The organism is Neorhizobium sp. LMR1-1-1.1, from assembly GCF_040675795.1.
GTDB classification, from domain to species: domain Bacteria; phylum Pseudomonadota; class Alphaproteobacteria; order Rhizobiales; family Rhizobiaceae; genus Neorhizobium; species Neorhizobium cellulosilyticum.
On the sequence record NZ_JBEGHE010000001.1, the window covers coordinates 1240097 to 1264765 of the forward strand.

General features: G+C 57.8%; 25 protein-coding genes. 19 read left to right on the top strand and 6 right to left on the bottom strand.

Annotated elements, in window-relative coordinates; genetic code table 11:
• Positions 1-45: 45 nt before the first annotated feature.
• Positions 46-795, top strand: a complete 750-nt coding sequence (locus tag MRBLMR1_RS05980) for an AzlC family ABC transporter permease (protein ID WP_148148047.1) — start codon at positions 46-48, stop codon at positions 793-795.
• Positions 792-1133, top strand: coding sequence for an AzlD domain-containing protein (locus MRBLMR1_RS05985; protein WP_148148048.1), 342 nt, complete (start codon positions 792-794; stop codon positions 1131-1133). The genes MRBLMR1_RS05980 and MRBLMR1_RS05985 overlap by 4 nt, the downstream gene beginning before the upstream one ends.
• On the opposite strand, the gene MRBLMR1_RS05990 is transcribed toward MRBLMR1_RS05985, so the two are convergent.
• The 4 genes from MRBLMR1_RS05990 to MRBLMR1_RS06005 all read right to left on the bottom strand — a co-directional run bounded on the left by MRBLMR1_RS05990 (position 1134) and on the right by MRBLMR1_RS06005 (position 4037).
• Positions 1134-1556, bottom strand: a complete 423-nt coding sequence (locus MRBLMR1_RS05990) for an HIT family protein (protein WP_148148049.1) — start codon at positions 1554-1556, stop codon at positions 1134-1136.
• 79 nt (positions 1557-1635) lie between these two features.
• Positions 1636-2832 carry a GNAT family N-acetyltransferase gene (locus MRBLMR1_RS05995; protein ID WP_148148050.1) on the bottom strand — a complete coding sequence of 399 codons (1197 nt, stop codon included), beginning with the start codon at positions 2830-2832 and terminating at the stop codon, positions 1636-1638.
• Positions 2833-2841: 9 nt separating this feature from the next.
• Positions 2842-3570, bottom strand: a complete 729-nt coding sequence (locus MRBLMR1_RS06000; protein WP_148148051.1) for a glycerophosphodiester phosphodiesterase — start codon at positions 3568-3570, stop codon at positions 2842-2844.
• Positions 3567-4037, bottom strand: coding sequence for a RidA family protein (locus MRBLMR1_RS06005; protein WP_148148052.1), 471 nt, complete (start codon positions 4035-4037; stop codon positions 3567-3569). Before MRBLMR1_RS06005 ends, MRBLMR1_RS06000 begins: the two co-directional genes overlap by 4 nt.
• A gap of 109 nt (positions 4038-4146) precedes the next feature.
• Between MRBLMR1_RS06005 and MRBLMR1_RS06010 the strand changes: the two genes are divergently transcribed.
• From MRBLMR1_RS06010 to lpxB, 15 genes are all read left to right on the top strand, one after another.
• On the top strand, positions 4147-4989 hold the full coding sequence (locus tag MRBLMR1_RS06010; RefSeq protein WP_148148053.1) for a cell envelope integrity EipB family protein: 843 nt from the start codon (positions 4147-4149) through the stop codon (positions 4987-4989).
• Positions 4990-5105: 116 nt separating this feature from the next.
• Positions 5106-5303 carry a hypothetical protein gene (locus tag MRBLMR1_RS06015; protein WP_148148054.1) on the top strand — a complete coding sequence of 66 codons (198 nt, stop codon included), beginning with the start codon at positions 5106-5108 and terminating at the stop codon, positions 5301-5303.
• A gap of 197 nt (positions 5304-5500) precedes the next feature.
• A complete protein-coding gene (rpsB, locus tag MRBLMR1_RS06020) occupies positions 5501-6268 on the top strand; it encodes a 30S ribosomal protein S2 (protein WP_148148055.1) in 768 nt (255 codons plus the stop codon).
• Positions 6269-6508: 240 nt separating this feature from the next.
• Positions 6509-7435, top strand: coding sequence for a translation elongation factor Ts (gene tsf / locus MRBLMR1_RS06025; protein ID WP_148148056.1), 927 nt, complete (start codon positions 6509-6511; stop codon positions 7433-7435).
• 115 nt (positions 7436-7550) lie between these two features.
• Complete coding sequence (gene pyrH / locus MRBLMR1_RS06030; protein ID WP_148148057.1) at positions 7551-8273, top strand: UMP kinase; 723 nt, start codon at positions 7551-7553, stop codon at positions 8271-8273.
• A 62-nt stretch (positions 8274-8335) separates the two neighbouring features.
• On the top strand, positions 8336-8896 hold the full coding sequence (frr, locus tag MRBLMR1_RS06035; protein WP_148148058.1) for a ribosome recycling factor: 561 nt from the start codon (positions 8336-8338) through the stop codon (positions 8894-8896).
• Between the two features lie 49 nt (positions 8897-8945).
• On the top strand, positions 8946-9689 hold the full coding sequence (locus MRBLMR1_RS06040; RefSeq protein WP_148148059.1) for an isoprenyl transferase: 744 nt from the start codon (positions 8946-8948) through the stop codon (positions 9687-9689).
• Positions 9689-10522, top strand: a complete 834-nt coding sequence (locus tag MRBLMR1_RS06045; RefSeq protein WP_148148060.1) for a phosphatidate cytidylyltransferase — start codon at positions 9689-9691, stop codon at positions 10520-10522. The genes MRBLMR1_RS06040 and MRBLMR1_RS06045 overlap by 1 nt, the downstream gene beginning before the upstream one ends.
• Positions 10523-10561: 39 nt before the next feature.
• The gene (gene rseP / locus MRBLMR1_RS06050) at positions 10562-11683 is read left to right on the top strand and encodes an RIP metalloprotease RseP (protein WP_148148061.1); all 1122 of its coding nucleotides are present in this window, start codon (positions 10562-10564) and stop codon (positions 11681-11683) included.
• A 194-nt stretch (positions 11684-11877) separates the two neighbouring features.
• Positions 11878-14214 (top strand): outer membrane protein assembly factor BamA, encoded by a 2337-nt coding sequence (bamA, locus tag MRBLMR1_RS06055; RefSeq protein ID WP_500064000.1) that lies wholly within the window; start codon positions 11878-11880, stop codon positions 14212-14214.
• A gap of 51 nt (positions 14215-14265) precedes the next feature.
• Positions 14266-15333: a UDP-3-O-(3-hydroxymyristoyl)glucosamine N-acyltransferase gene (gene lpxD, locus MRBLMR1_RS06060; RefSeq protein ID WP_148148063.1), complete on the top strand. Its 1068-nt coding sequence runs from the start codon at positions 14266-14268 to the stop codon at positions 15331-15333.
• Positions 15326-15793, top strand: coding sequence for a 3-hydroxyacyl-ACP dehydratase FabZ (fabZ, locus tag MRBLMR1_RS06065; protein WP_148148064.1), 468 nt, complete (start codon positions 15326-15328; stop codon positions 15791-15793). The genes lpxD and fabZ overlap by 8 nt, the downstream gene beginning before the upstream one ends.
• Positions 15790-16605, top strand: a complete 816-nt coding sequence (gene lpxA, locus MRBLMR1_RS06070) for an acyl-ACP--UDP-N-acetylglucosamine O-acyltransferase (RefSeq protein WP_148148065.1) — start codon at positions 15790-15792, stop codon at positions 16603-16605. The genes fabZ and lpxA overlap by 4 nt, the downstream gene beginning before the upstream one ends.
• Before the next feature lie 5 nt (positions 16606-16610).
• The gene (locus MRBLMR1_RS06075) at positions 16611-17507 is read left to right on the top strand and encodes an LpxI family protein (protein WP_500064001.1); all 897 of its coding nucleotides are present in this window, start codon (positions 16611-16613) and stop codon (positions 17505-17507) included.
• Positions 17504-18667 carry a lipid-A-disaccharide synthase gene (lpxB, locus tag MRBLMR1_RS06080; RefSeq protein ID WP_183686042.1) on the top strand — a complete coding sequence of 388 codons (1164 nt, stop codon included), beginning with the start codon at positions 17504-17506 and terminating at the stop codon, positions 18665-18667. The genes MRBLMR1_RS06075 and lpxB overlap by 4 nt, the downstream gene beginning before the upstream one ends.
• Positions 18668-18766: 99 nt before the next feature.
• Here the strand turns inward: lpxB and gltA are convergent, their stop codons facing one another.
• On the bottom strand, positions 18767-20056 hold the full coding sequence (gltA, locus tag MRBLMR1_RS06085) for a citrate synthase (protein WP_148148067.1): 1290 nt from the start codon (positions 20054-20056) through the stop codon (positions 18767-18769).
• A gap of 526 nt (positions 20057-20582) precedes the next feature.
• On the opposite strand from gltA, the gene MRBLMR1_RS06090 reads away from it, so the two are divergent.
• Entirely contained in the window at positions 20583-22901 is a 2319-nt protein-coding gene (locus MRBLMR1_RS06090) for a ComEC/Rec2 family competence protein (protein ID WP_148148068.1), read from the top strand.
• Here MRBLMR1_RS06090 and lexA read toward each other — a convergent pair.
• Positions 22882-23595 (bottom strand): transcriptional repressor LexA, encoded by a 714-nt coding sequence (gene lexA / locus MRBLMR1_RS06095; RefSeq protein ID WP_148148069.1) that lies wholly within the window; start codon positions 23593-23595, stop codon positions 22882-22884. The genes MRBLMR1_RS06090 and lexA overlap by 20 nt on opposite strands.
• Positions 23596-23793: 198 nt before the next feature.
• Between lexA and MRBLMR1_RS06100 the strand changes: the two genes are divergently transcribed.
• Positions 23794-24666 (top strand): VOC family protein, encoded by an 873-nt coding sequence (locus MRBLMR1_RS06100; protein WP_183686044.1) that lies wholly within the window; start codon positions 23794-23796, stop codon positions 24664-24666.
• The last annotated feature ends 3 nt before the right edge of the window (positions 24667-24669 follow it).

A 24669-nucleotide genomic window follows, 5' to 3' on the forward strand; every position in this document is an offset into this window, starting at 1 on the left:
CTTTGTATTTGTAGGCATATTTGATCAACAGCAAATGGAATGCCTATGTCTGCAGAGCAGCGCAATGAGCCCGGTAACTTGAAATGGTTCCTGACGGGCATGCGCGGCGTCATCTCGCTTCCCGCCATTATTCTGATGACGTCCTATGTCGGGTTTGCCGCATTCGCGCTGCAGGCGGGATTGACGCGTTGGGAGGCTGTGATCATGACGCTCGGCGTCTGGGCCTTGCCGTCGCAGATGATCCTTGTCGGCTCGATGATCGGCGGTGCCAATATCGTTGCGTCGTTTCTTGCCGTCACCCTGTCCGCCATCCGGATGATGCCGATGGTAGCGTCGATCGTGCCGGAAATGCGGACACAGAAGACTCCCGTCTGGCTGCTTCTGTTCCTGTCGCATTTCATTGCCATCACTTCCTGGGTGTTCGCCTCGACGCATCTGCGTGATGTGCCACGCCAGTACCGGGTCGCCTTTTTTGCCGGTTTCGGCCTCACGCTCACATGTGGCAATGCGGCGATCGTCGGCATCAGCTACGGCATCGTTTCGCAATTTCCGCCGGTCGTGGCGGGCGCCCTCTTCATGTTGACACCGGTCTATTTCATCTCGTCGATCTGGGCGAGTTCCAGACAGTTCGTGGTGAAGCTCGCCTTTATCATCGGCATCGTCACAGGGCCGCTCTTGGCGCTCGTCGTCCCGCAATTCGATGTGCTGATTGCCGGTCTCGGCGGCGGAACCGTTGCCTATCTTATCGATCGATATAGACGACAGCGTCGGCGTGCCGTTGAGGAGGCCGCATGATGCTGGAGGAATACTGGACCTATATCCTGATCATCGTTGCCGGCTTTATCGCAACGGATTTCTGGCGCTGGCTCGGGGTTCTGGCCGGCAACAGGCTGAATGAGGAGTCGGAGGCGCTGAACTGGGTGAGGGCGGTTGCGACAGCGCTGGTCATGGCCGTCACGGCCAAGCTGATCGTGTTTCCGACGGGCGTATTGGCCGATTCTCCGCTCTGGCTTCGGCTCTCTGCCGCGGGTATCGGCTTTTGCATTTTTCTGATGACGGGCAAGAAGGTGGCGATCGGCGTCATCGCACCGATCGCCATTCTTGTGGCCGGTCTGTTTCTGCTCGAAGCCTGATCAGGCGCCGAGCGCGTCAACGACCTTCTTGGCGTTGGTGGCCAGAACGCCATGGTCTTCCATCTGGCCGCTATGCGGCTTCAGGCCGGCGCCTTCGTAGCGCGGGATGATGTGGAAATGCAGGTGATAGACGGTCTGGCCGGCAGCCGGTTCGTTGAACTGCGTGACCGTGATGCCATCGGCCTCGAACGCATCCTTGGCCGCATTGGCAAGCTTCTGCACGATCGGAATGACTTTCGACAGGGTGGCCGGGTCAGCGTCGAGAATATTGCGCGAGGGCGTCTTCGGTATCACCAGGAGGTGACCTGGGGATTGCGGCATGACATCCATAAAGGCCAGAGTGTCGGCATCCTCGTAAACGCGGTGGCAAGGGATCTCGCCGCGCAGGATCTTCGCGAAGATGTTGTTGTCGTCGTAGCTCATGGAAGTCCTCTCCTATCTGCTTCTTTCAACGCAATTCCGAACGCAAAACCGGTGCTCGCTTTTGCCGGAATTACTTCAATCAATCATCCTGCTGCCGCTCGCCTTTTCGGAAAGGGCTGTGCTCGGACAGGTATTCGTTCATGCCGTCCACCTCCTGCCGCTCGCGCTCCAGATAGTCGGAAATCGCGCGGCGCAGGCCCGGATGGGCGATGTAATGCATGGAATGGGTGGTGACGGGAAGATAACCGCGGGCGAGCTTGTGCTCGCCCTGCGCGCCAGCTTCGACGCGCTTCAGCCCCTTGGCAAGCGTGAAGTCGATGGCTTGATGATAGCATACTTCGAAATGCAGGAAGGGATGATCCTCGATGCAGCCCCAATGCCGGCCATAGAGGGTGTCGCCGCCGATGAAGTTGATCGCGCCTGCGATATAACGCCCATCGCGTTTTGCCATGACCAGCAGGATGTCATCGGCCATGTGGCTGCCGATCAGCGAATAGAAGCTGCGGGTGAGATAGGGCCGACCCCATTTGCGGCCGCCGGTGTCCATGTAGAAGGCGAAGAACTGGTCCCAGATATCCTCAGTCAGGTCGGCGCCGGTCAGCCGGTCGATCGAAATCCCGTTTTCGAGTGCAGTACGACGTTCCTTCTTCAGCGCCTTGCGTTTGCGTGACGCCAGCGTTTCGAGGAATGCGTCGTGATCGGCATAACCTTCGTTGATGAAATGGAATTGCTGGTCGGTCCGGTGGAGGTAGTCGGCCGCCTCGAAGACCTCGACCTCGTTTTCCGGTACGAAGGTTACGTGCGCTGATGATATTCCAAGCTGCCGTGTCACTTCCTGGAGACCTGCGGCAAGTGTCTCCTGCATGGTCTCACGATCATAACCGGAAGCGACCAGCAGGCGAGGGCCGGTAGCCGGCGTGAAGGGGATGGCGCATTGCAGTTTCGGATAATAGCGCCCGCCCGCTCGCTCGAAGGCGTCCGCCCAGCCGTGGTCGAAGACGTATTCGCCCTGGCTATGGCTTTTCAGATAGGCGGGGATTGCGCCGATCAGCGTGCCTTCTTCGGTTTCGAGAAGAATGTGATGCCCATGCCAGCCGGTCTTGGCCGTGGCAGAGCCTGATTGTTCCAGCGACGAAAGGAAGGCATGCGAGAGAAACGGATTATAGGGGACCGCTGCGGAAGAACTTTCCCGTGAGGCACCCGCAAGCCGCGACCAGCGTTCTGGGCTGATCGCGGCAAAGGATTGTTCGATGCGGATTGAAAGATTACCGGCCATGTACCTGAATTATGCAGTGGGCGACGTGCGCGGGTCAAACCCTTCGAACGTCATCTGATCTGCATATTTATAGGTAGCCTCGCGCGCGTTTTCATCCCTGACAGTCCAGGTAATCAACGCAATGCCGGTCTGTCTCAGGGCGGTGATAAAGCTGTTCGGCAGGTCGGACCAGTGATAGGAGATGAAATCCAGCCCAAGCTGGGCCATTTCATCATGCTTGAAGAACTCTTCCGGCTGGCTGCCTTCAGCGGTCAGGCCGATCGGATAAGGTGTGTCGGCCTTCTTCAGATCGCGGATCAGGTGATGGTCGAAGCTCATCAGCGCGACTTTGCCCTGATAACCTTCCAGCTCTTCGAGAACGATATCGACGAAGCCGTCATCTTCTTCGGCGGTGCGGCCTTTCAATTCGATCACAAGCGGTACGCGACCATCGACCAGTTTGAGCATCTGCTTCAAGGTCGGGATCCTGTCGGCCGTTCCGCCGATGGAAAGCAGGCCGAGTTCAGAGGCGGTGCGCTCCCGCACATCGCCCTTGATGCCGCAGACGCGCTCAAGCTTGTCGTCGTGGAAGACCATCGGAATGCTGTCCGCGGAAAGCTGCAGGTCGCATTCGATGGCAAAGCCGGCATCCGCGGCGCGGGCGAAGGCCGAGAGGGAGTTCTCCCATACGGCCTTGTTCATGTCGTGATAGCCGCGATGCGCGACGGGCAGATCCTTGATCCAGGATGCAGATGTCATGCTTCGATCTCGATAACGGCTTCGATTTCAACGGCGGCATTGAGCGGCAATGCGGCCATGCCAACGGCAGCGCGAGCATGCTTGCCAGCTTCGCCCAGGACGTTTGCAATCAGGTTCGATGCGCCGTTGGTGACGATATGCTGCTCGGTGAAGCCGGGAGCGGAGGCGACAAAGCTCGACAGCTTGACGACGCGCTTGATCTTGCCGAGATCGCCACCGAGTGCTGCCTTTGCCTGCGACAGGATGTTGATGGCGCAAAGTTCGGCTGCGCGGCTCGCCGTTGTCACATCAACGTCACTGCCGACCAGGCCTTTGATCTCAAGCTTGCCATTTTCGGTCGGCAACTGTCCGGAGATATAAAGCATGTTGCCGCTGATGACATAGGACACGTAGTTGGCTGCGGGCGCCGCTGCCACGGGGAGGGTAATTCCAAGTTCCTTCAGGCGGCTTTCGATGGCATCGGACATTTCGGTCTCCGGTTTGTTGTCAAGCGTACAAAAATCCTTCATCAAGGTCATAACCTTGGCTGATGGCGTTCTTATAACACCCGCGCCCGAGTCCAACAGGAGAATATGAATGCTGCGCACGAGCCTCGCGCTGTTCCTCGTCACCAGTGCCGGTGTCGCCTCCGCTGCGCCGATCAGCGCCGACAGTGCTGCGCGCCTGCTTATTCCTCACAGGGCGGTCTATGACCTCAAGCTCAAGGATGCGTCCGAGCGCTCCGGCATCGAGGGCATGTTCGGCCGTATGGTCTATGAATTCAACGGCTCTGCCTGCACCGGGTTCACGACCAATTTCCGCCTCGTCACCAAGATCAGCACGGGCGAGGAGACGCGTGTCAGCGACCAGCAGACCAAGACGTTCGAAGATCTTTCCGCGAAGCAGTTTCATTTCGAGACCAAGTCCTTCACCGATGAGCAACTCGACAAGAGCGTGACCGGCGATGCGAGCGAAGGCGAGAGCGGGGTGAAGGTCGAGCTGCAGGGGGCAAATGGCAGAGAAGTGGATCTGCCGGCAAGCGCGTTCCCGACCAGTCATATGCTCGACATCATTCAGCAGGCCAAGGACAACAAACGTATCTTTGAGACGCGTGTCTTCGATGGCTCAGAAAACGGCGATCAGGCACTTCTGACCTCAACCGTGATCGGCAAGGCGGAGACACCGGAAAAAGGCGATACCGAAGCCGGTGCCGCCGGCGAGTTTGCCAAGACTCCCTACTGGCCGGTCACGATCGCCTATTTCAACGATGGCGCCGCCGGCGATCCGATGCCGGTCTACAACATGTCTTTCAAGCTCTACGAGAACGGCATAACCCGTGATCTGACCATGGATTACGGTGATTTTTCGCTGGAAGGCAGCCTCGTGAAGCTGGAGTTGCTGAAGACACAGCAGGATCCGTGCCCTGCGGTGCCGCGTTAGTAACGATCTTGCCATTTGATTTGGAACACGCGGTCGCAGTGCCGAATCTAGGCGTCACAATACTCGACACATTGTTAGTTTCGTGTCTGTAGTTGCGCCGCAATAAGGAGTGATTCATGGCATTGATCGGATTTAAAAACACCCACAATCAGGAAGTCTACATCAACCCGGCGCAGATCCTTTATGTGATGCCCTTCGAAGAAGGTGTGACGATCGTTACGTTTGCTGCGGTCAATGGCGCCGGGCAGCCGCATACGATCTATATCCGTGGGAGTGTCGAGCAGGTCCGCCAAAGGCTCGGGGCCAAGGCCTGACCGGTTTCGCTTGTGTCGTGCGGTGAAAGCTGCACCACAGCGCTTGCAATTTTCCACAATCGCCTGTATGGGCACCGATATTCCACACGTGAGGCATGGGATCATCCGGGAGAAATCCGGATTTTTCCGCCCGGTGGCATTCTCGAAGAGGGTGCTGTTTGCCTTGCGGAGGTTCAACCGGAAAAGGATAACTAGGCATGGCATTGCCCGATTTCTCTATGCGTCAGCTCCTCGAAGCAGGCGTCCACTTCGGCCACCAGACGCACCGCTGGAACCCGAAGATGAAGCCGTACATCTTCGGCGACCGTAACAACATCCACATCATCGACCTGGCCCAGACCGTTCCGATGCTGTCGCGCGCCCTGCAGGTCGTGTCCGACACCGTTGCCCGTGGCGGCCGTGTTCTGTTCGTTGGCACCAAGCGCCAGGCTTCCGAGCTTGTTGCTGATTCCGCCAAGCGTTCGGCTCAGTACTACGTCAACTCCCGCTGGCTCGGCGGCATGATGACCAACTGGAAGACCATTTCGAACTCGATCGCCCGTCTGCGCAAGCTCGATGAGATCCTGAACTCGGAACAGTCCGGCTATTCCAAGAAGGAGCGTCTGAACCTTGAGCGCGAACGCGAGAAGCTGGAAAAGGCTCTCGGCGGTATCCGCGACATGGGCGGCGTTCCGGACCTGATGTTCATCATCGACACCAACAAGGAAAAGATCGCGATCGACGAAGCCAAGCGCCTCGGCATTCCGGTCGTTGCCATCATCGACTCGAACTGCGATCCGGACCTGATCGACTTCCCGATCCCGGGTAACGACGACGCTTCGCGCGCCATCGCTCTCTACTGCGACCTGATCGCTCGCGCTGCCATCGACGGCATCGCTCGCCAGCAGGGCGCTTCTGGCCGTGACCTCGGCGCGTCCGCCGAAGCTCCGGTCGAGCCGGCTCTCGAAGGCGAAGCTGAAGCCTAAGGCCAAGGTTGGAACGGTTATCCGTTCCTGCTTTTTCAATTCGACCGAGGCCAGAGAGACGATCCCTGGCCTCGGTTTGTTTAAAAGTCCTGTTCGCCTGCGATCCATCGGATTGTGGTTGAAGGGCAGGCCGGCGGTGTCTTCATCACCCTGTCACACTTCCGGGTACATTCGTTCCCAAAACCTTGAGTTCGCCGAGTTTTTCGGCGCTACGCAATTTAAACCGACAAGAGGCTTACAATGGCTGAGATCACCGCTGCACTGGTGAAGGAACTGCGCGAAAAGTCCGGCGCAGGTATGATGGACTGCAAGAAGGCGCTGACCGAAAACAACGGCGACATCGAAGCGGCAATCGACTGGCTGCGCGCCAAGGGCATCGCCAAGGCCGACAAGAAGTCTGGCCGCACGGCTGCCGAAGGTCTGATCGGCGTTGCATCGACCGGCACCAAGGCCGTTGTCGTCGAAGTCAACTCCGAAACCGACTTCGTTGCCCGTAACGACGCCTTCCAGGCAATCGTTCGCGGCATCGCCGACGTTGCACTCACCACTGACGGTTCCGTTGAAGCTGTCGGCGCCGCCATCTACCCGGCAACCGGCAAGTCGGTCACCGACACGATCAAGGACGCTGTTGCCACGATCGGCGAAAACATGAACCTGCGCCGTTCGGCAGCACTCGAAGTGGAAGATGGCGTCGTTGCTACCTATATCCACAACGCTGCTGCTGATCGCCTCGGCAAGCTCGGCGTTCTGGTTGCGCTCAAGTCGACCGGTAACAAGGACGCACTGAACGCCATCGGCCGTCAGGTTGCCATGCACATTGCCGCAACGGCTCCGCTCGCCGTACGCGCCGAAGAAGTCGATGCTGCCGTCGCCGAGCGCGAACGCCACGTCTTCATCGAGCAGGCTCGCGAATCCGGCAAGCCGGAAGCCATCATCGAAAAGATGGTTGAAGGCCGGATGCGCAAGTTCTTCGAAGAAGTCGCGCTTCTGTCGCAGGCTTTCGTCATCAATCCTGACCTGACCGTCGGCGCTGCCATCAAGGAAGCCGAAAAGGAAGTCGGCGCACCGATCGAAGTGACCGGCATGGCTCGCCTTCTGCTCGGCGAAGGCGTCGAAAAGGAAGAAACCGACTTTGCTGCAGAAGTTGCTGCTGCTGCAAAGGGCTGATTTCCTCGCCTAATCCAGTGAAAACTATAAGGGCACCGGTGACAAGCCGGTGCCCTTCGTGTATCCGCAAGCCGTTTGATCTCTCCGTTTCCGTTTCGCTTTTAAAGGAGCCGTCATGTCGTCTCAGCCCATATATAAACGCGTTCTCCTCAAGGCCTCCGGCGAGGCTCTCATGGGCAGCCAGGGGTTTGGCATCGATGTCGCGGTCGCTGACCGTATCGCTTCCGATATTGCCGAAGCACGGCGCATGGGCGTCGAGGTTGGTGTGGTCGTCGGCGGCGGCAATATTTTCCGCGGCGTGGCGGTGGCCTCCAAGGGCGGCGACCGGGTGACCGGCGACCATATGGGCATGCTGGCCACCGTGATCAACGCGCTGGCGCTTGCAACGTCGCTGCGCAAGCTCGATATCGATACCGTCGTTCTTTCGGCTATCGCCATGCCGGAAATCTGCGAAAGCTTCTCGCAGCGACAGGCACTGCATCACATGGCGCAGGGCCGGGTGGTTATTTTCGCCGGCGGCACAGGCAATCCGTTCTTCACCACCGATTCGGCAGCTGCGTTGCGCGCCGCAGAAATCGGTGCCGAAGCTATCTTCAAGGGCACCCAGGTGGATGGCATCTATTCCGCCGACCCGAAAAAGGATCCGAATGCTACCCGCTTCGACGCGCTAACGCATAGCGAGGTTCTGGAAAAGGGCCTCGCAGTGATGGATGTCGCCGCGGTCGCGCTTGCCCGCGAAAACCATATCCCGATCGTCGTCTTCTCGATCCATGAGCCGGGCGGCTTTACGCAGATCTTGACCGGCGGCGGCCTCAAGACGATCGTATCCGACAACTGAGAAATTACCGCGATCTTTCTGCCGATCAGAAAGCTCAACGATAACAAGATGGAGTTCCAACGATGAGTGGGTCAGTCGATCTCAACGACATCAAGCGCCGCATGGAAGGTGCAGTCAATGCCTTCAAGAGCGATATCGCGTCTCTGAGAACCGGTCGCGCGTCGGCCAACGTTCTTGATCCGATTACCGTTGAGGCCTACGGCTCGCGCGTGCCGCTGAATCAGGTGGCGAACATCACCGTGCCGGAGCCCCGCATGCTGGGTGTCTCGATCTGGGACAAGTCCATGGTTCGGGCTGTAGAAAGTGCCATCCGCGAATCGCACCTTGGCCTCAACCCGATCGTCGACGGGCAGAACCTTCGCATCCCGCTGCCTGAACTCAATGAAGAGCGCCGCAAGTCGCTGGTCAAGGTTGCGCATGATTATGCGGAGAAAGCTAAGGTCGCTGCCCGGCATGTTCGTCGCGATGGCATGGAAGGCCTGAAAAAAGCCGAAAAGGATGGCGTAATCGGCCAGGACGATAGCCGCTCGCAGTCCGAAAAGGTTCAGAAGATGACCGATGACACGATTTCTGAAGTCGACCGCTTGCTTGCGGATAAGGAAAAGGAAATCATGCAGGTCTAGGTTGGGTATCTTTATCCCTCCCTCGGCCGTTGAAGGAAATGCATAGGACATGCTGACGCCAGATATTGCGATCATTCCGGAGCACGTTGCCATTATCATGGATGGTAACGGTCGGTGGGCCAACAAGCGCGGTCTGGCCCGGACGATGGGGCACAGCAAGGGTGTCGAGGCCGTCAAGGAAACGGTTCGGGCGGCTGGTGAGCTAGGCGTCCGGTATTTGACGCTGTTTGCGTTCTCGTCGGAAAACTGGAGCCGGCCGGAAGCCGAGGTCAGTGATCTGCTCGGCCTCCTTCGCCGTTTTATACGACGCGACCTGGCCGAACTTCATCGAGAAAATGTACGGATCAAAGTTATCGGTGAGCGCGACAAACTGCGTGGCGATATTCTGCCGCTTCTTCTGGAGGCGGAGGAGACGACGCGTAACAATACCGCGCTTACGGTGGTGATCGCGTTCAATTACGGGTCTCGTGACGAAATTGCGCGTGCAACCACGAGGATTGCGCAGAAGGTGAAGGCCGGCCTCCTTGATCCTGCTTCCATCAGTTCCGAGATGATCAGCGATCATCTCGATACGGCGGGCATACCGGATCCGGATCTCATCATCCGCACGAGCGGCGAGGAGAGGCTTTCGAACTTCCTGCTCTGGCAGGCCGCGTATTCGGAATTCGTTTTCCTTCCCGACTATTGGCCGGATTTCAACCGGGATCTTTTTGTCGAAGCCCTCAAGATCTATGCGTCGCGTAACAGGCGCTTTGGCGGTTTGTCTGCAAGACCTGCGGCGGTGGTCGGCTGATGGGGCAGGAGCTCAAACTTCGCATCGCGTCCGCTATTGTGCTGGCCGTAATCGTCCTTGCCGCAACATGGATAGGTGGCTGGGCGTTCAACCTTGTGGCTGCCGTGATGGCACCGTTGATCTATTATGAATGGTCAACGATCACGGGCCTTTCGGAGCGGAGCTTCAAGGCCAATGCGTTCGGCTGGCTGGTCGTTCTACTTATCGCTGCCGATCTCATCATCGGAGAAGGCGAGCTGTCCATGCCGCTGCTTTGCGGTGGTGTCGTTACGGGCGTGCTGTTGGCGATCCTTGGGCACGGCTCCTGGTGGCTTCCGGGCGGTATTGTCTATGCCGGATTGAGCGGCATCTCTCTTGCAGCCATCCGCGGTGATAATCAGGCGGGGTTTGTCGCCACGCTTTTCATCTTCGCAGTGGTGTGGGGGACCGATATCCTGGCCTACTTTGTCGGCCGTGCTATTGGCGGTCCGAAGCTTGCACCGCGCATTTCCCCCGGCAAGACATGGTCCGGGGCGATCGGCGGAACGGTTGCCGGCGTTGCCGCCAGTGGTTTGCTTACGCTTGGCGTATTTTCGCGGCTTTCACTGTGGACGATGGCGCTTGCCTTCCTGCTGTCTGTTGCGAGCCAGATCGGCGATCTTTTCGAATCCTTCATCAAGCGACGTTTCGGTGTGAAGGACAGCAGCCATCTCATTCCCGGACACGGTGGCGTGATGGACCGTGTGGACGGCTTGGTTTTTGCCTGTTTTGCCGTATTTCTGCTGACGCTTGTGGACACGGCCATGAAAGGCCATGTTAGCAACTCGGTCGCGGCCTTCATCTTCGGTCTCTAAAGCGGCGACCAGCCTCGATATCGTGAAGCGGAAACACTGATGGCCATCTTCGGTTTCATAACGGGCTACATTATCCCGTTTATCCTCGTCCTCTCTCTGCTCGTGTTCGTTCACGAGATGGGGCACTATCTTGTGGGGCGATGGAGCGGAATTAGGGTGACTGCATTTTCAGTCGGCTTTGGTCCTGAATTGATCGGCTTCACCGATAGTCATGGTACACGCTGGAAGCTTTCGGCTATCCCGCTCGGCGGTTACGTGAAGTTCTTTGGTGACGAGGATGCTTCGAGCCTGCCCGATGCATCAAGCGTTTCCCACATGAGCGAGGCCGACAGGGCTCGGACACTCGCGGGCGCAAAGTTGTGGAAACGCGCCGCTACCGTTGCTGCAGGCCCTATTGCCAACTTCATCCTCGCGATCGCCATTTTCGCCGTACTGTTTTCCGTCTACGGCAAGATGATCGCCGATCCGGTTGTCGCCGAAGTGCGTCCGGACAGTGCGGCCGCTGAAGCCGGCGTGCGGCCCGGCGACCGGCTCGTCGCACTCGACGGAAGCAAGGTTTCCACATTCGAGGATGTCCGTCGTTATGTCAGTGTTCGCCCGGAGACGCCAATCGTCGTGACGGTGAAAAGGGACGGTCAGGATCTCGATCTGCCGATGGTGCCGAAGCGCACGGAGATCAACGATCAGTTCGGAAACAAGGTCGAACTCGGGCTTATCGGTGTCGTTACCAATGAGGAGCGGGGCAATTTCCGGCTGGAGACGTTCACTCCGCTTGAGGCTGTCGGCGAGGGCGTGAAAGAGACCGGCAACATTATCACCGGCACATTCCGCTATATCGGCAATCTGGTGACCGGCCGTATGAAGGCTGACCAGCTGGGTGGCCCGGTTCGTGTTGCCCAGGCTTCAGGGCAGATGGCCACGCTCGGCTTTGCCGCGGTAATCCAGCTTGCCGCAGTCCTGTCCGTTTCCATTGGACTTTTGAACCTTATGCCTGTTCCGGTGCTTGACGGCGGCCATTTGGTTTTCTACGCAATAGAAGCTGTGAGGGGGAAGCCTCTGGGTGCGGGAGCTCAGGAGATCGCATTCCGTATCGGTCTTGCGATGGTACTCAGTCTGATGGTGTTTGCCACCTTCAACGATATCACCAACCTTATTGGCTAAGCGAGCTGCGGGTGAATAAACCAATTATTCACCATGTTTACAATGTTGCGTGGCGCGAGAGCCACGCTTCAAAAGGAAGTAAATAGAAATTAACGCGATAGCTTGCTTGTAGGGCAAAAGAAGGTAAAACGACACACGTGGCCGGAGTCGGGCTCCACCCGCCGAGGGACAACGGGAAAAGGTAAGAATTGAAAATGAAGGCTGGTTCAAAGTTTTTGAACGCAGTGTCGGCGTTTGCGCTGTCTGCTAGTGTTGTTGCGTCGGGTTCGGGCGTCATGGTGCTTGCCAGTGCTGCGAGTGCCGAAGCTGCTGTCATCCGCAGCGTTCAGGTGCGTGGCGCCCAGCGCGCCGGCGAGGAAGCTGTTCGGTCCAACCTGACGATTCAGCCCGGTGTTGCCTTTTCCGGCGCTGATATCGACGAATCGGTCAAGCGTCTTTACGCGACCGGTTATTTTTCGGATGTGAAGATCAGTGTTTCCGGCAGCTCGCTTGTGGTGACTGTCGCTGAAAACGAGCTGGTTAATCAGGTCGTCTTCAACGGCAATCGCAAGATCAAGGACGACAAGCTGGCAGGCGTCGTGCAGACGCAGCCGCTTGGTCCTTACAGCCAGGCGATGGTCAATGCCGATATCGAGCGCATTCGTACCGCCTATTCGCAGATCGGTCGCAGCGACGTCGAAATTACGACCCAGACGGTCAATGTCGGTCGGGGTCGCGTCAATATCGCTTTCGTTATCAACGAAGGTGACCGCACGAAGATCGCCGATATCAATTTCGTCGGTAATCAGGCTTACGGCGACGGTCGCCTGAAGGCCGTTATCGCCACCAAGGAATCCGGTCCGCTCTCGTTCCTTACCCGCAAGGACGTTTACAGCCAGGACAAGCTGCGCGCCGACGAAGATGCGCTGCGCCAGTTCTACTACAATCACGGTTATCCGGATTTCCGCATCGTTTCCTCCGATGCGCAGCTCGATACAACGACCAACAAGTACACGATCAACTTCACGGTCGAAGAAGGTGCTCGCTACCAGTTCGGCGATATCAACGTCGAATCCAGCGTCGAAGGCGTTAGCGGCGATGAACTCAAGGGCCTGGTCGAGACCAAGTCCGGCGCTGTTTACGATGCCCGAGAAATTCAGAAGTCTATGGAAGCCATATCCAAGCAGGTTGCGTCGAAGGGATATCCTTTCGCTCGTGTAACCCCGCGCGGCGACCGTAACCTTCAGACGAATACGATCGGCGTTTCTTACATGGTCGATCAGGGCGAGCGCGCCTATGTCGAGCGTATCGAGATCCGCGGTAACACGCGTACCCGTGACTACGTAATTCGCCGCGAGTTCGATTTCAGTGAAGGCGATGCCTTCAACCAGGAAATGATCTCGCGCGCAAAGCGCCGCCTCGAAGCTCTCGGCTACTTTACGTCGGTCAATATCTCGACCACGCAGGGCAGTGCTGCAGACCGCGTCGTTATCGTCGTGGACGTCGAAGACCAGTCGACCGGCTCGTTCGGTATCGGCGCCGGTTATTCCGCTGGTGGTGACGGCTTTATCCTTGAAGCTTCGGTTGAAGAAAAGAACTTCCTCGGTCGCGGCCAGTATGTTCGTATCGCTGCCGGTGGCGGCCTGAATGACTCGCGTACTTACACGCTGTCATTCACCGAGCCTTATTTCCTCGGTTATCGTCTTGCTGCTGGTTTCGACGTCTTCCGCAGTGAAACGTCATCGAATGATAATTATGATTATTCGGAAACGGGTTTCACGTTGCGCGTGACTGCGCCGATCACCGAAGATTTGGCGACCACCTTCCGTTATACCTACAAGGAGATCAAGTACGAGAGCGACGGCAGCGACTATGCCGATCTGTCGCCTATTTATCAGGATCTCGTTGATCACGGAAAGTATACACAGTCTTCGGTCGCTCAGACGCTGACGTATAATACGCTCGACAGCCAGACCATGGCTCGTGAAGGTATCTATGCGACCTTCACGCATGAGTTCGCTGGCTTGGGCGGCGATTCGGAATTCTATAAGATCTCCGGCCGTGCACGTTACTTCCATACGCTGTCGACCGAGGCCGATCTCATCGGTTCGATCGCAGTCGGTGCAGGTCATGTTTTCGCTACCGGCGACAACCTGAACGTCTTCGACCAATTCACGCTGGGTGGCCGTCAGGTTCGCGGCTTCGACAATAACGGTATCGGTCCGCGCACGAAGGACGACGGCGACGCACTGGGCGGCACGACCTACTTCACGGTTTCGGCCGATGCGTCCATGCCGATGCCGGCTGTTCCGGAAGACATCGGTCTGCGTCTGGCTGCCTTTGCAGACGCAGGCACGCTTTACGGTAACGATGTTAAGACATCTGGAACCGATATCGAAGGCACAGGCATGTCCTGGCGTGCATCCGTCGGTGTCGGCGTTATGTGGGCTTCGCCTTTCGGTAATATCCGGATGGATTACGCAATCCCGGTTCTCAAGGAAGACTTCGACGAGACCCAGGAATTCCGTTTCAGCATGGCAAACCAGTTCTGATCGTTTCCGGCCGCGAAAGCGGCCGGAAGCCTGTTCTGGAGCTTTAGCTTTATGGATCAAAATAATTTCTTTCCGCCCCATCATGGCGTGAGCATTCGTGAGCTTGCGGTCCATCTTGGGGCAGAGCTTTTGGATGATACTGCCGGGGATCGCGTGATCCGTTCGGTGGCCCCGGTTGTGCGCGCTCAGAAAGGTCAGGTTTGTTATATCCTGTCGCGCAAGAACCGTAAGGAACTTGAGACCTGCATGGCTTCGGCGATCCTGTGTGATCCCGGTCTGGCCAGCATCGTGCCGGGTCACATAGCCGTTCTCCAGACAAAAACGCCGCACTCCGCTTTCGCAATGGCAGGGGCCCTTTTGCATCCGCGTGCGATGCGGCCAAGCCCTGTAACATCGGAAGGTGAGGGTGTGTCACCGGCTGCCTATGTCGATCCGACTGCGCGGCTGGAAGATGGCGTTACGGTTGAGCCCATGGCAGTCGTTGGCGCGCATGCGCATATTGGCTCGGGTACTCGTATCGGAGCCGGTGCTGTTGTCGGCGCGGACGTCCAGATCGGCCGTAATTGCAGCATTGCTGCTGGCGCGAGTGTTGTGGCAGCTCTGATCGGCAACAATGTCATCATCCATAATGGAGCGCGAATCGGCCAGGACGGTTTCGGTTTTGCGCCCGGACCGCGCGGCATGCTCAAAATCGTGCAGATCGGGCGCGTGATCATTCAGGATAATGTCGAGATCGGTGCGAATACCACGATCGACCGCGGCGCCATGGACGATACCGTCATTGGTGAAGGTACGAAAATCGACAATCAGGTCCAGATCGCCCATAACGTCCATATCGGACGCCATTGCGGCATTGCTTCAGGGGCTGGAATCGCCGGTTCGACAAAGATCGGCAACGGCGTCTTGATCGGCGGTGCTTCTGGCATAAATGGTCATATCTCGATCGGAGATGGCGTTCAGATCGCCGCAATGAGCGGCGTCGTGGCAGATATTCCGCCTGGCCTCAGGTATGGTGGAATACCGGCGCGACCAATGAAAGACTTTCTCCGCGAGATGGCCGAAAAGATGAGCCAGGTGGATGATAGGGCAAAACGCAGAGGAGAGAAAAACAATGACTGATGAGACCAAGCCGGAACTCGGCGCGGCCGACATTCAGGAAATCATGAAGCTTCTGCCTCATCGCTATCCTTTTCTGCTCGTTGACAAAATCATCGACATCGATGGTGACAATTCAGCTATCGGTATCAAGAACGTGACGGCGAACGAGCCGCAATTTCAGGGACATTTTCCTGAACGTCCGATTATGCCGGGAGTCCTTCTGGTCGAGGCGATGGCGCAGACCGCCGGTGCGATCTGTGCGCGCAAGGAAGGCGAAGGCGGCAATCTCGTCTATTTCATGACGATCGATAATGCCCGCTTCCGCAAGCCGGTTGTACCGGGTGATCGCGTGGAATTCCATGTCGTGAAGCAGAAGCAGCGCGGTAATATCTGGAAGTTCCATTGTGATGCCAAGGTCGAGGGCGCACTTGTGGCAGAGGCGGATATCGGCGCAATGATCGTCCGTAAGGAAGGCGAATGAGCACGATTGCAGCCAGCGCCCGCATTCATCCGACGGCGATTGTCGAGGATGGCGCGGTCATCGGTGAGAATGTCATTGTCGGACCATTCAGCCATGTCGGACCTCGCGTCGTTCTCAAGGACGATGTTGAACTGGCATCGCATGTCGTGGTCACCGGCAAGACCGAGATAGGCAGGGGGTGCCGCGTCTTCTCGATGGCCGTTATCGGCGGCGTATCTCAGAGCCTGCATGAGGCCGGAGAAGAATCCACGCTGACGGTCGGCGCCAACTGCGTCATGCGCGAAGGCGTAACAATGAATACCGGCACGGTTGGCGGTGGTGGCAAGACAGTTGTCGGTAGCAACTGCCTGTTCCTTGCCAACAGCCATGTGGCGCATGACTGCCAGCTTGGCAGCGACATCATCATGTCCAACAATGTGATGCTGGCCGGGCATGTTCATGTTGCAGACCGCGCCATTCTGGGTGGCGGCTGTGCTGTTCATCAGTTTTCTCGCATCGGTCGCCAAGCCTTTATCGGCGGTCTCTCGGCGGTCAACTATGATGTCATTCCCTATGGCATGCTGAACGGTAACCCGGGTGTTCTGGGCGGGCTGAACGTGGTCGGAATGACGCGCGCCGGCATGGATAAGCAGACGATCCATCGTGTGCGCCGCGCCTACAAGGATATCTTCGAAGGTGAGGGCAATGTTCGGGCGAATGCGGCCGCCGTTCGCGATGCCTATGTCGATTGCGCGGAAGCGATGGAAATCATCGATTTCATCACTGCCGACAGTGATCGTGCAATTTCCTCTCCCTTCCGCAGGAAGGGATGAGGTCCATGCCCGGCACGTCCGGCATGGCGCAAGAAGGTCATTCCGATGGTCGCCTGGCTATTATCGCAGGCCGTGGATTGTTGCCGCTCTATCTGGCGCAGGCTGCCCGAGCCGAAGGGGAAGATCCTTTCATCGTCGCTCTGAAGGATGAAGCCGATCACCGTTTCGATGGTTTCGAAATCATCTCCGTCGGCGTCGGCAATCTTGCAGCGATTGAAAAGTCTTTCCGTGAGTTGAAGATAGGCCGCGTCGTCATGTCCGGCGGCGTTGCCCGTCGGCCTGAATGGCGCGATATCCGGCCGACGTTCAAGACCATACTCAGCATGCCATCCGTCGTGCGCACGCTGATGTCGCATGGTGATGACACGGTCCTGCAAATGGTGATCAAGCTCATCGAGGGGATGGGTTGCACGGTGATCGGCGCCCACGAAATTGCGCCCGGCCTGCTTGCGCGCCTGGGACCGTTAGGACGAATGTCTCCGGCTGGTGATGATTTGCGGGATATTGCCAGAGGGGTCGAGGCCGCGCTGGCTCTCGGTCATCTGGATATAGGGCAGGGCGCTGTTTCCGTCGGTGGCCGCGTTGTCGCCATGGAAGGCGTCGAAGGCACCGATGCCATGCTTCAGCGGGTTGCGGAACTGCGCATCGGCGGTAGAATTTCGGCGCGCCGGCGTGGCGTGCTGGTCAAACTTTGCAAGCCGCAGCAGGACATGCGCGCAGATCTTCCGACGATCGGGCCGTCAACCGTCGAAAATGCGGCGCGGGCAGGCTTGGCCGGTATCGCCGTAGAGGCTGGCAGGGCGCTTGTGCTTGAGGAAGCGGCACTGATCTCGGCGGCGGATGCGGCGGGTATTTTCGTTTGCGGGATCGACCCGACGCTTGAAAACGGAGGGCTTTCATGAGCCGTGTCCTGAAGGTTGGCGTTATCGCAGGCGAGGTATCCGGTGATCTTCTGGGCGGCGATCTGATTGCGGCGCTCAAGGCTGCTCATGACGGGCCGGTGGAACTCGTCGGGGTGGGCGGAGATTCGCTGGCGGCGCAGGGTCTTCGTTCGCTTTTCGACTTTTCCGAATTGTCGATCATGGGCTTGACGCAGGTTCTGTCCAAATTGCCGAACCTGATCAAGCGTATCAACCAGACGGCAAGTGCGGTAATTGCGGCGAGGCCGGATGTGCTCGTCATCATCGACAGCCCGGACTTTACACATCGCGTGGCGAAGAAGGTGAGGGCGGCACTACCACGGCTGCCGATCGTCAACTATGTCTGCCCGAGCGTGTGGGCATGGAAAGAATATCGCGCCAAGGCAATGCTCGCTTATGTCGATCGCGTGCTTGCAGTCCTGCCGTTCGAACCGGAGGCGATGCAAAGGCTTGGCGGACCGGAGACGATTTTCGTTGGTCATCGTCTGACCAATGATCCGGACCTTCTCGAGGTCCGGCGCCAACGAGCGGCGCGACCGACCAAGGTGGTCAGCGAGAAAAAAACGATCCTGCTTTTGCCCGGCTCCCGGTCCGCGGAAATCAAAAGCCTTTTGCCTGTCTTCGGTGAGGCGGCAAAGGAGTTTTCGGAGCGTAATGGGGCCACGCGTTTTCTGCTGCCGACCGTTCCGCGTCGTGAAGCGCTGGTGCGGGAAATCGCTGCCAGTCTTCCGGTTGCCGTGGAGGTGGTTTCGGGTGCCGAGGCGAAGTGGGGTGCCTTCATCGAGGCCGATACTGCGATGGCAGCCTCCGGTACGGTCATCCTTGAACTTGGTCTTGCGACCGTTCCGGTCGTTTCCGCTTACAAGACGGATTGGCTGATCAAGCTGCTCGCGGGTCGGATCAAGATCTGGACAGGAGCCTTGCCCAACCTCATCGCCGATTACCCCGTCGTGCCAGAGTATATCAACGAGGTGGTTCGACCCGGCAGCCTGTGCCGTTGGTCGGAGCGGCTGTCGAACGATACCGTGCAGCGCCGGGCAATGCTGGAAGGATTTGATCTCGCATGGCTGCGGCTGCAGGTGCCGGTTCCTCCGGGCGAGGCGGCCGCGACAGCTGTCCTGGATCTATTGAACCGCAGCTAGCTTCACCGGCTGTTCGTGTGGAGCTGCCGATGAAGGTCTCTTCGTCCAATAAAAAACCCGGTCATACGACCGGGTTTTTTGTTTTTATCCAGATGGCGCTTAGCGCTTCGAAATCGGCAGGTAGTCACGCTTGGCTTCGCCCGTGTAGAGCTGGCGCGGGCGGCCGATACGCTGCTGCGGATCTTCGATCATCTCGGCCCATTGGGCGATCCAGCCGACGGTGCGGGCGAGTGCGAAGAGCACGGTGAACATGGTGGTGGGGAAGCCCATCGCCTTCAGCGTGATACCCGAATAGAAGTCGATGTTCGGATAGAGCTTCTTCTCGATGAAGTATTCGTCCGTGAGCGCGATCTTTTCGAGTTCCATGGCAACCTGCAGGAGCGGGTCGTCCTTGTGACCGAGTTCGGCCAGAACCTCATGCGTGGTCTTCTGCATGATCTTGGCGCGCGGGTCGTAGTTCTTGTAGACGCGGTGGCCGAAGCCCATCAGGCGGAACGGATCGTTCTTATCCTTGGCGCGTGCGATGTATTCCGGGATCTTGTCGACCGAACCGATTTCCTGAAGCATGTTGAGCGCTGCTTCGTTGGCACCACCGTGCGCTGGACCCCACAGGCAGGCAATGCCGGCGGCGATACAGGCAAACGGATTTGCACCGGAAGAACCGGCAAGGCGAACCGTCGATGTGGAAGCGTTCTGCTCATGGTCGGCATGCAGAATGAAGATGCGGTCCATGGCACGGGCCAGAACCGGATTCACCTTGTACTCTTCGCAAGGAACGGCAAAGCACATGCGCAGGAAGTTCGACGAATAGTCGAGGTGGTTCTGCGGATATACGAACGGCTGGCCGATATGGTACTTGTAGGCCATGGCCGCTATCGTCGGCATCTTGGCGATCATGCGCAGCGAAGCGACCATGCGCTGGTGCGGATCGGTGATATCGGTCGAGTCATGATAGAAGGCCGACAGAGCGCCGACGCAGCCACACATGACGGCCATCGGATGCGCATCGCGGCGGAAACCGGTGAAGAAGCGGCTCATCTGCTCGTGCACCATGGTGTGGTGCGTCACGCGATGATCGAAGTCCTTCTTCTGAGCTGCGGTCGGCAGTTCCCCGTAAAGAAGCAAATAGCAGGTTTCGAGGAAGTCACCCTGTTCGGCAAGCTGCTCGATCGGATAGCCGCGATGAAGAAGCACGCCTTCGTCGCCGTCGATATAGGTGATTTTCGATTCACACGAAGCGGTCGAGGTAAACCCGGGGTCGTAGGTGAAGGCCCCGGTATGTTTATAGAGCGCGCCGATATCGATAACGTCAGGACCGATCGTACCGGACTTGACCGACAGGTCGACCTTCTTGTCACCGAGAGCGAGAGTTGCGCTTGTTTCCGTCATTCTGATCCTCCAACCGGTTGGCGGCATGACGCCTCAAAAGCGCCATAAGCATTAAGCGTTCCACGTTTAGCTATATGATCCTTTAGCAGATGCCAAGCTGTTCTGACGGCAAATTGTGCAGCGCGATACGATATTGGGCATCGACATTTGACCCTGTGGCCAACCCCTTGTTGCAATCAGAAAATCGGTTCTGGTGGCAAGCCCATATGCGTCAGGTTGACGCACTCAAAAAGAACGCTCAGGTTGTATTTTATGATCGGGGCAGGCTGGTTCAATGCGGGCTGAAGGTTTCGAGAAGATAGATACCAAAACGTTGAGCCGGCGCTCTAATGCTGCTGCCGAGCCGATATCGCATTTTCAACCGGCGCCTGATGATTTGGCCATCAGAACTGCAGCCCATCGATATACTGCAGCGATAGCGCCGGTTTCTTACGGAAGGCGAATTGGTGCGCCATTGGCGGAGGCGCGAGCATTTCTTTCAATTTCGCTCCGCGAGGAGCGCCTCCATGGCCACGGCTTTCTGTTCATGCCTGTTGCAATTGGCATCGGTTCGGCAGTGTGGTTCCTCAGCCCGGTGGAGCCGTTGGCATGGGTGCCGTTCCTTGCTCTTGCCGTGCTGGCGGCTCTGGCGTTGATAACAAGAGATGGTTGCGCGCGTGTCTTTTTCACATTTGCGTGTCTGGGCTTTTGTGGCATGGCGCTGGCCGAGATCGAAGCGTGGCGGCAATCGACGGTCATTCTCGATTCACCGGTAACAACGGATGTCATGGGCGTTGTCGAGCGTAGTGAGGCTGCCGGTCCCGGGCGACTGCGTTATATCGTGGCTGTGCGACAGACAGCAAACCCCATTCTTCGGCGCCCGCCTGTCCGGGTTTCGCTGCTGGCAAGGGCGCAGCATCAGCCGTTTGACAACGGGGCAGCTATTTCCGGACGCGCAAGGCTGTCACCGCCTTCCGGGCCGGCCTTGCCCGGTCTGCACGACTTTGCCTTCTCGGCATATTTCGATGGCATTGGTGCGGTGGGGTATTTCTATAGCGCTCCGCAGCAGGCTGGAGGGTCGGATGTGGCGACCGGCTGGCCGCAGCTCGCCTTACGCTGGCTCTTCGATCTGCGCAGGCAGATCGGCAATCGTATTCGCGAGATTGCGCCGGGTGATGCCGGTGCCTTCGCCGCCGCCATTGTCACCGATGAGAGACGGGCAATTTCCGAAGATACAGTCGAGGCGCTACGGGTCTCCGGCCTCGCTCACATCGTTGCCATTTCCGGATTGAATATGGCGCTTGCCGCCGGGATTTTCTTCGTGGGATTGCGTAGCGTCTTTGCTCTTTTCCCTGGCCTCGCACAGGCCCTGCCAATCAAGAAGATTGCCGCCGGCGGGGCGCTTGCAATGGTTACGGCCTATTATCTGGTATCGGGCTTCGGTGTATCCGCCCAGCGCGCCTATATCATGATGGCGGTGATACTTGTTGCCGTGCTTTTGGACCGGCCCTCGATAAGTTTGCGAAATGTAGCCTTGTCTGCGCTGATCATCCTCATCTGGACGCCTTCGGAAATTCTGGGGCCAAGTTTCCAGATGTCGTTTGCTGCCACGGTTGCGCTCGTGGCCGGTTATGCGGCTTGGTCGCGACGCCCTGAAACGGAAGAGCGGGAGCGATTTCCCATCCGTCATCCTCTGGTGACATGGGCTGCCGTTGGCTGGCGCTTTATCGCCGGCATTATCGCGACATCGCTGATTGGTAGTCTTGCGACGACGATGTTTTCCGTCGAGCATTTCCATCGCGTCGCCACCTATGGGCTTGCCGCGAACCTGGCTGCCATGCCGATCATCAGCTTCCTGGTGATGCCGGCCGGGCTTGCTGCGATGTTGTTGATGCCCTTCGGCCTCGATGCTCCCTTCATCGGGATCATGGCCTGGAGCCTCGAATGGGTCATCTTGATCGCGAAGCATGTAGCGGGATGGGGCGGGGACATTGTCGTCGGAGAACAGCACCCCTGGTTTTTGCCGCTTGGGGTCTGCGGTTTTCTGCTACTGACGCTCCTCAGGACACGGCTTCGCTATTCGGGCTTGCCTTTCCTGTTTACCGCTGCAGCCCTGTTCTGGATGGGGATGCAACACGCCCAATCAAGTCTTCTCATCGCTGAAGATGGGAACCTCGTTGCTTATCGAGATGCAGAACGTGTTGCCGCCAACAGGAAACGTCCCTCCGAGTTCGTCTATGGGCAGTGGATGTATGCGCGACAGCTTCCAGTGCTGGCTATGTCGGAGATGTTGGAAAGTGAAATTCTAAAAAATATGGCCGGGTCTTCCGGTGAAAGAATTCCGGAACCTGTTCTGGTCGAAGCGCAGCGGCTGATGAAGGAGGCAGGGAGTGTCAGATTCTCATGTCAGCTCAAGGCCTGGTGCGCATTCATGTCACCGGAAGGTGTTTTGGTCGTTGTTGTTGATGATGGCCGTTATGCCGGTGCGGCTTGCGACGTTGCCGGCCTTGTTATCGCGCCGCGTGCGCGTTTCCATTCCTGTCGGTCTGGTACCCCGATGCTGAGCGGCGCCAGCCTGCGCAAGACAGGGTCAATTGAAATCGATCTTTCCGGGGCGGCAGCAGCCGGAAAATGGAATGTCACGACAGCAATGGCTGGCACGGTTCGCCCATGGACCATTCATCGCCAATACGACTGGCGACGCAATCTCTATGACCCGTATCTGCCGGAATGGATTTCCAAACCAAAATCGAGTGGCCGTCTTGAGGCGCAGTTTGCTGTCTCAGATCAAGCAGGAACGGATTATCGATCAGAAGCGCCAACTGATGTTGGCAACAATTCCGGTGTCAGTGATAACGGCGAATGAGGCCGACGAGCCTGCCCTGGACCTTGACCCGATCCGGTGGAAAAATTCGTGTCTCGTAAGCCGGGTTTGCCGCTTCCAGCGCAATTGAGCCACCCTTGCGGCGGAAGCGCTTGAGTGTGGCCTCTTCATCATCCACGAGTGCAACGACGATATCGCCCGGATTGGCGGTGTTGCCGTTGCGAATGATGACGGTGTCGCCATCCAGAATTCCGGCTTCGATCATCGAGTCGCCCTTGACTTCAAGCGCATAATGCTCGCCGGATCCCAACATCTCTACGGGGACGGAAATGTCGTGGGTATTATTCTGAATTGCCGAGATCGGTACGCCGGCGGCGATGCGGCCCATGACCGGCACGCTTGCAGACGCGCTGTCATTGGCGGAGACAGGCGGGGCAGCAGGCGTCGCCGGCTTCTTGCCAAGGCTTCCCTCGATCACGCTCGGTGAAAAACCGCGTTTCGGCTGCAGCGTGGGAACATAGGCTTCGGGAAGCTTGATGACCTCGAGTGCGCGCGCTCTGTTGGGGAGACGGCGAATGAAACCGCGCTCTTCAAGTGCCGTGATGAGCCGATGGATGCCCGACTTCGACGCAAGGTCGAGAGCGTCCTTCATTTCATCGAAAGACGGAGGTACGCCCGACTCCTTCATCCGTTCGTGAATGAACAAAAGCAGTTCCTGTTGCTTGCGAGTCAGCATGTGAGGCGCACCTTCAGATTTGAAACAAATGCAGAACGAACACTATATGTTCCATATGTGTTCCGCAAGTCCTTAAATTTTCGTGACAATATAATCAGTTTCTTGGATGCCGAATGACGTTCTCAGTCGGAATCTACTTGCGCTCCCCGGCGGTCTGCCCAATCTACGCCTAGCGGATCAGAAGTCTGGGGGACATGTGTGACTGCTAGGAATATCGATCATCTCGTTTTGCCTGTTGGAAATCTCGGCAAGGCACGCGAGCGGCTGTCGTCTTTGGGTTTCACTGTCGCGCCTGACGGCGTGCATCCCTTCGGTACGGCCAATGCCTGTGTTTTTTTTGAAGACGGTACCTATCTGGAGCCACTGGCTGTTGCGGACAGGCGCAAGGCGGGGGCTCATGCCAAGAAAGGCAATGTCTTTGTCGAGCGCGATCTGGCTTATCGCGGTCGCCGCGGACGTGAAGGCTTGTCGGCCATCGTGGTCTCCAGCGACGACGCATCGAGCGATCATCGGCATTATGTCGCAGCCGGAATTTCCGGCGGCGAGCCCCTCGAATTCGGCAGAGCTGTAAAGTCTCCGGACGGTGATGAGGTCGAGGCTCGTTTCCGGCTTGCTTTTGCCGCGATGGATGATGTGGCTGATTTCTTTGCTTTCTCTTGTCAGCGGCTGGTGTCTTTCCCTCAGGATATGGCTGAATTGCGTATCCATGCCAATGCGGTCGCAGGTTTGAAGGAAGTCGTTTTGGCAAGTGATGATCCGCATGCTTCGGTTGCCTTTTTGGACAATGTGCTGCGAGCGCCGGGTGTCGAAGTTGAAGGTGGACTGGTGTTCCAGGCTGAAACGGGAGCCGTGCGCGTTCTCAGGCGCGAGCAAATTGCGCATGACTTCGGTCTTCCTGTCGAAGGGGTGGCAGCCGGGTTGGTAGGGGAGGCCGTGATCTTTCGCAGTCTTGATCTGGCCGTGACAGAGATCATCCTTGCTGCTAATGACGTCGCATTCATTCGCCGGGATGGTCGCGTTCTCGTGTCGCCGTCGCCCGGCCAAGGCGTTTTGTTCGGCTTCGAGGAATAATAG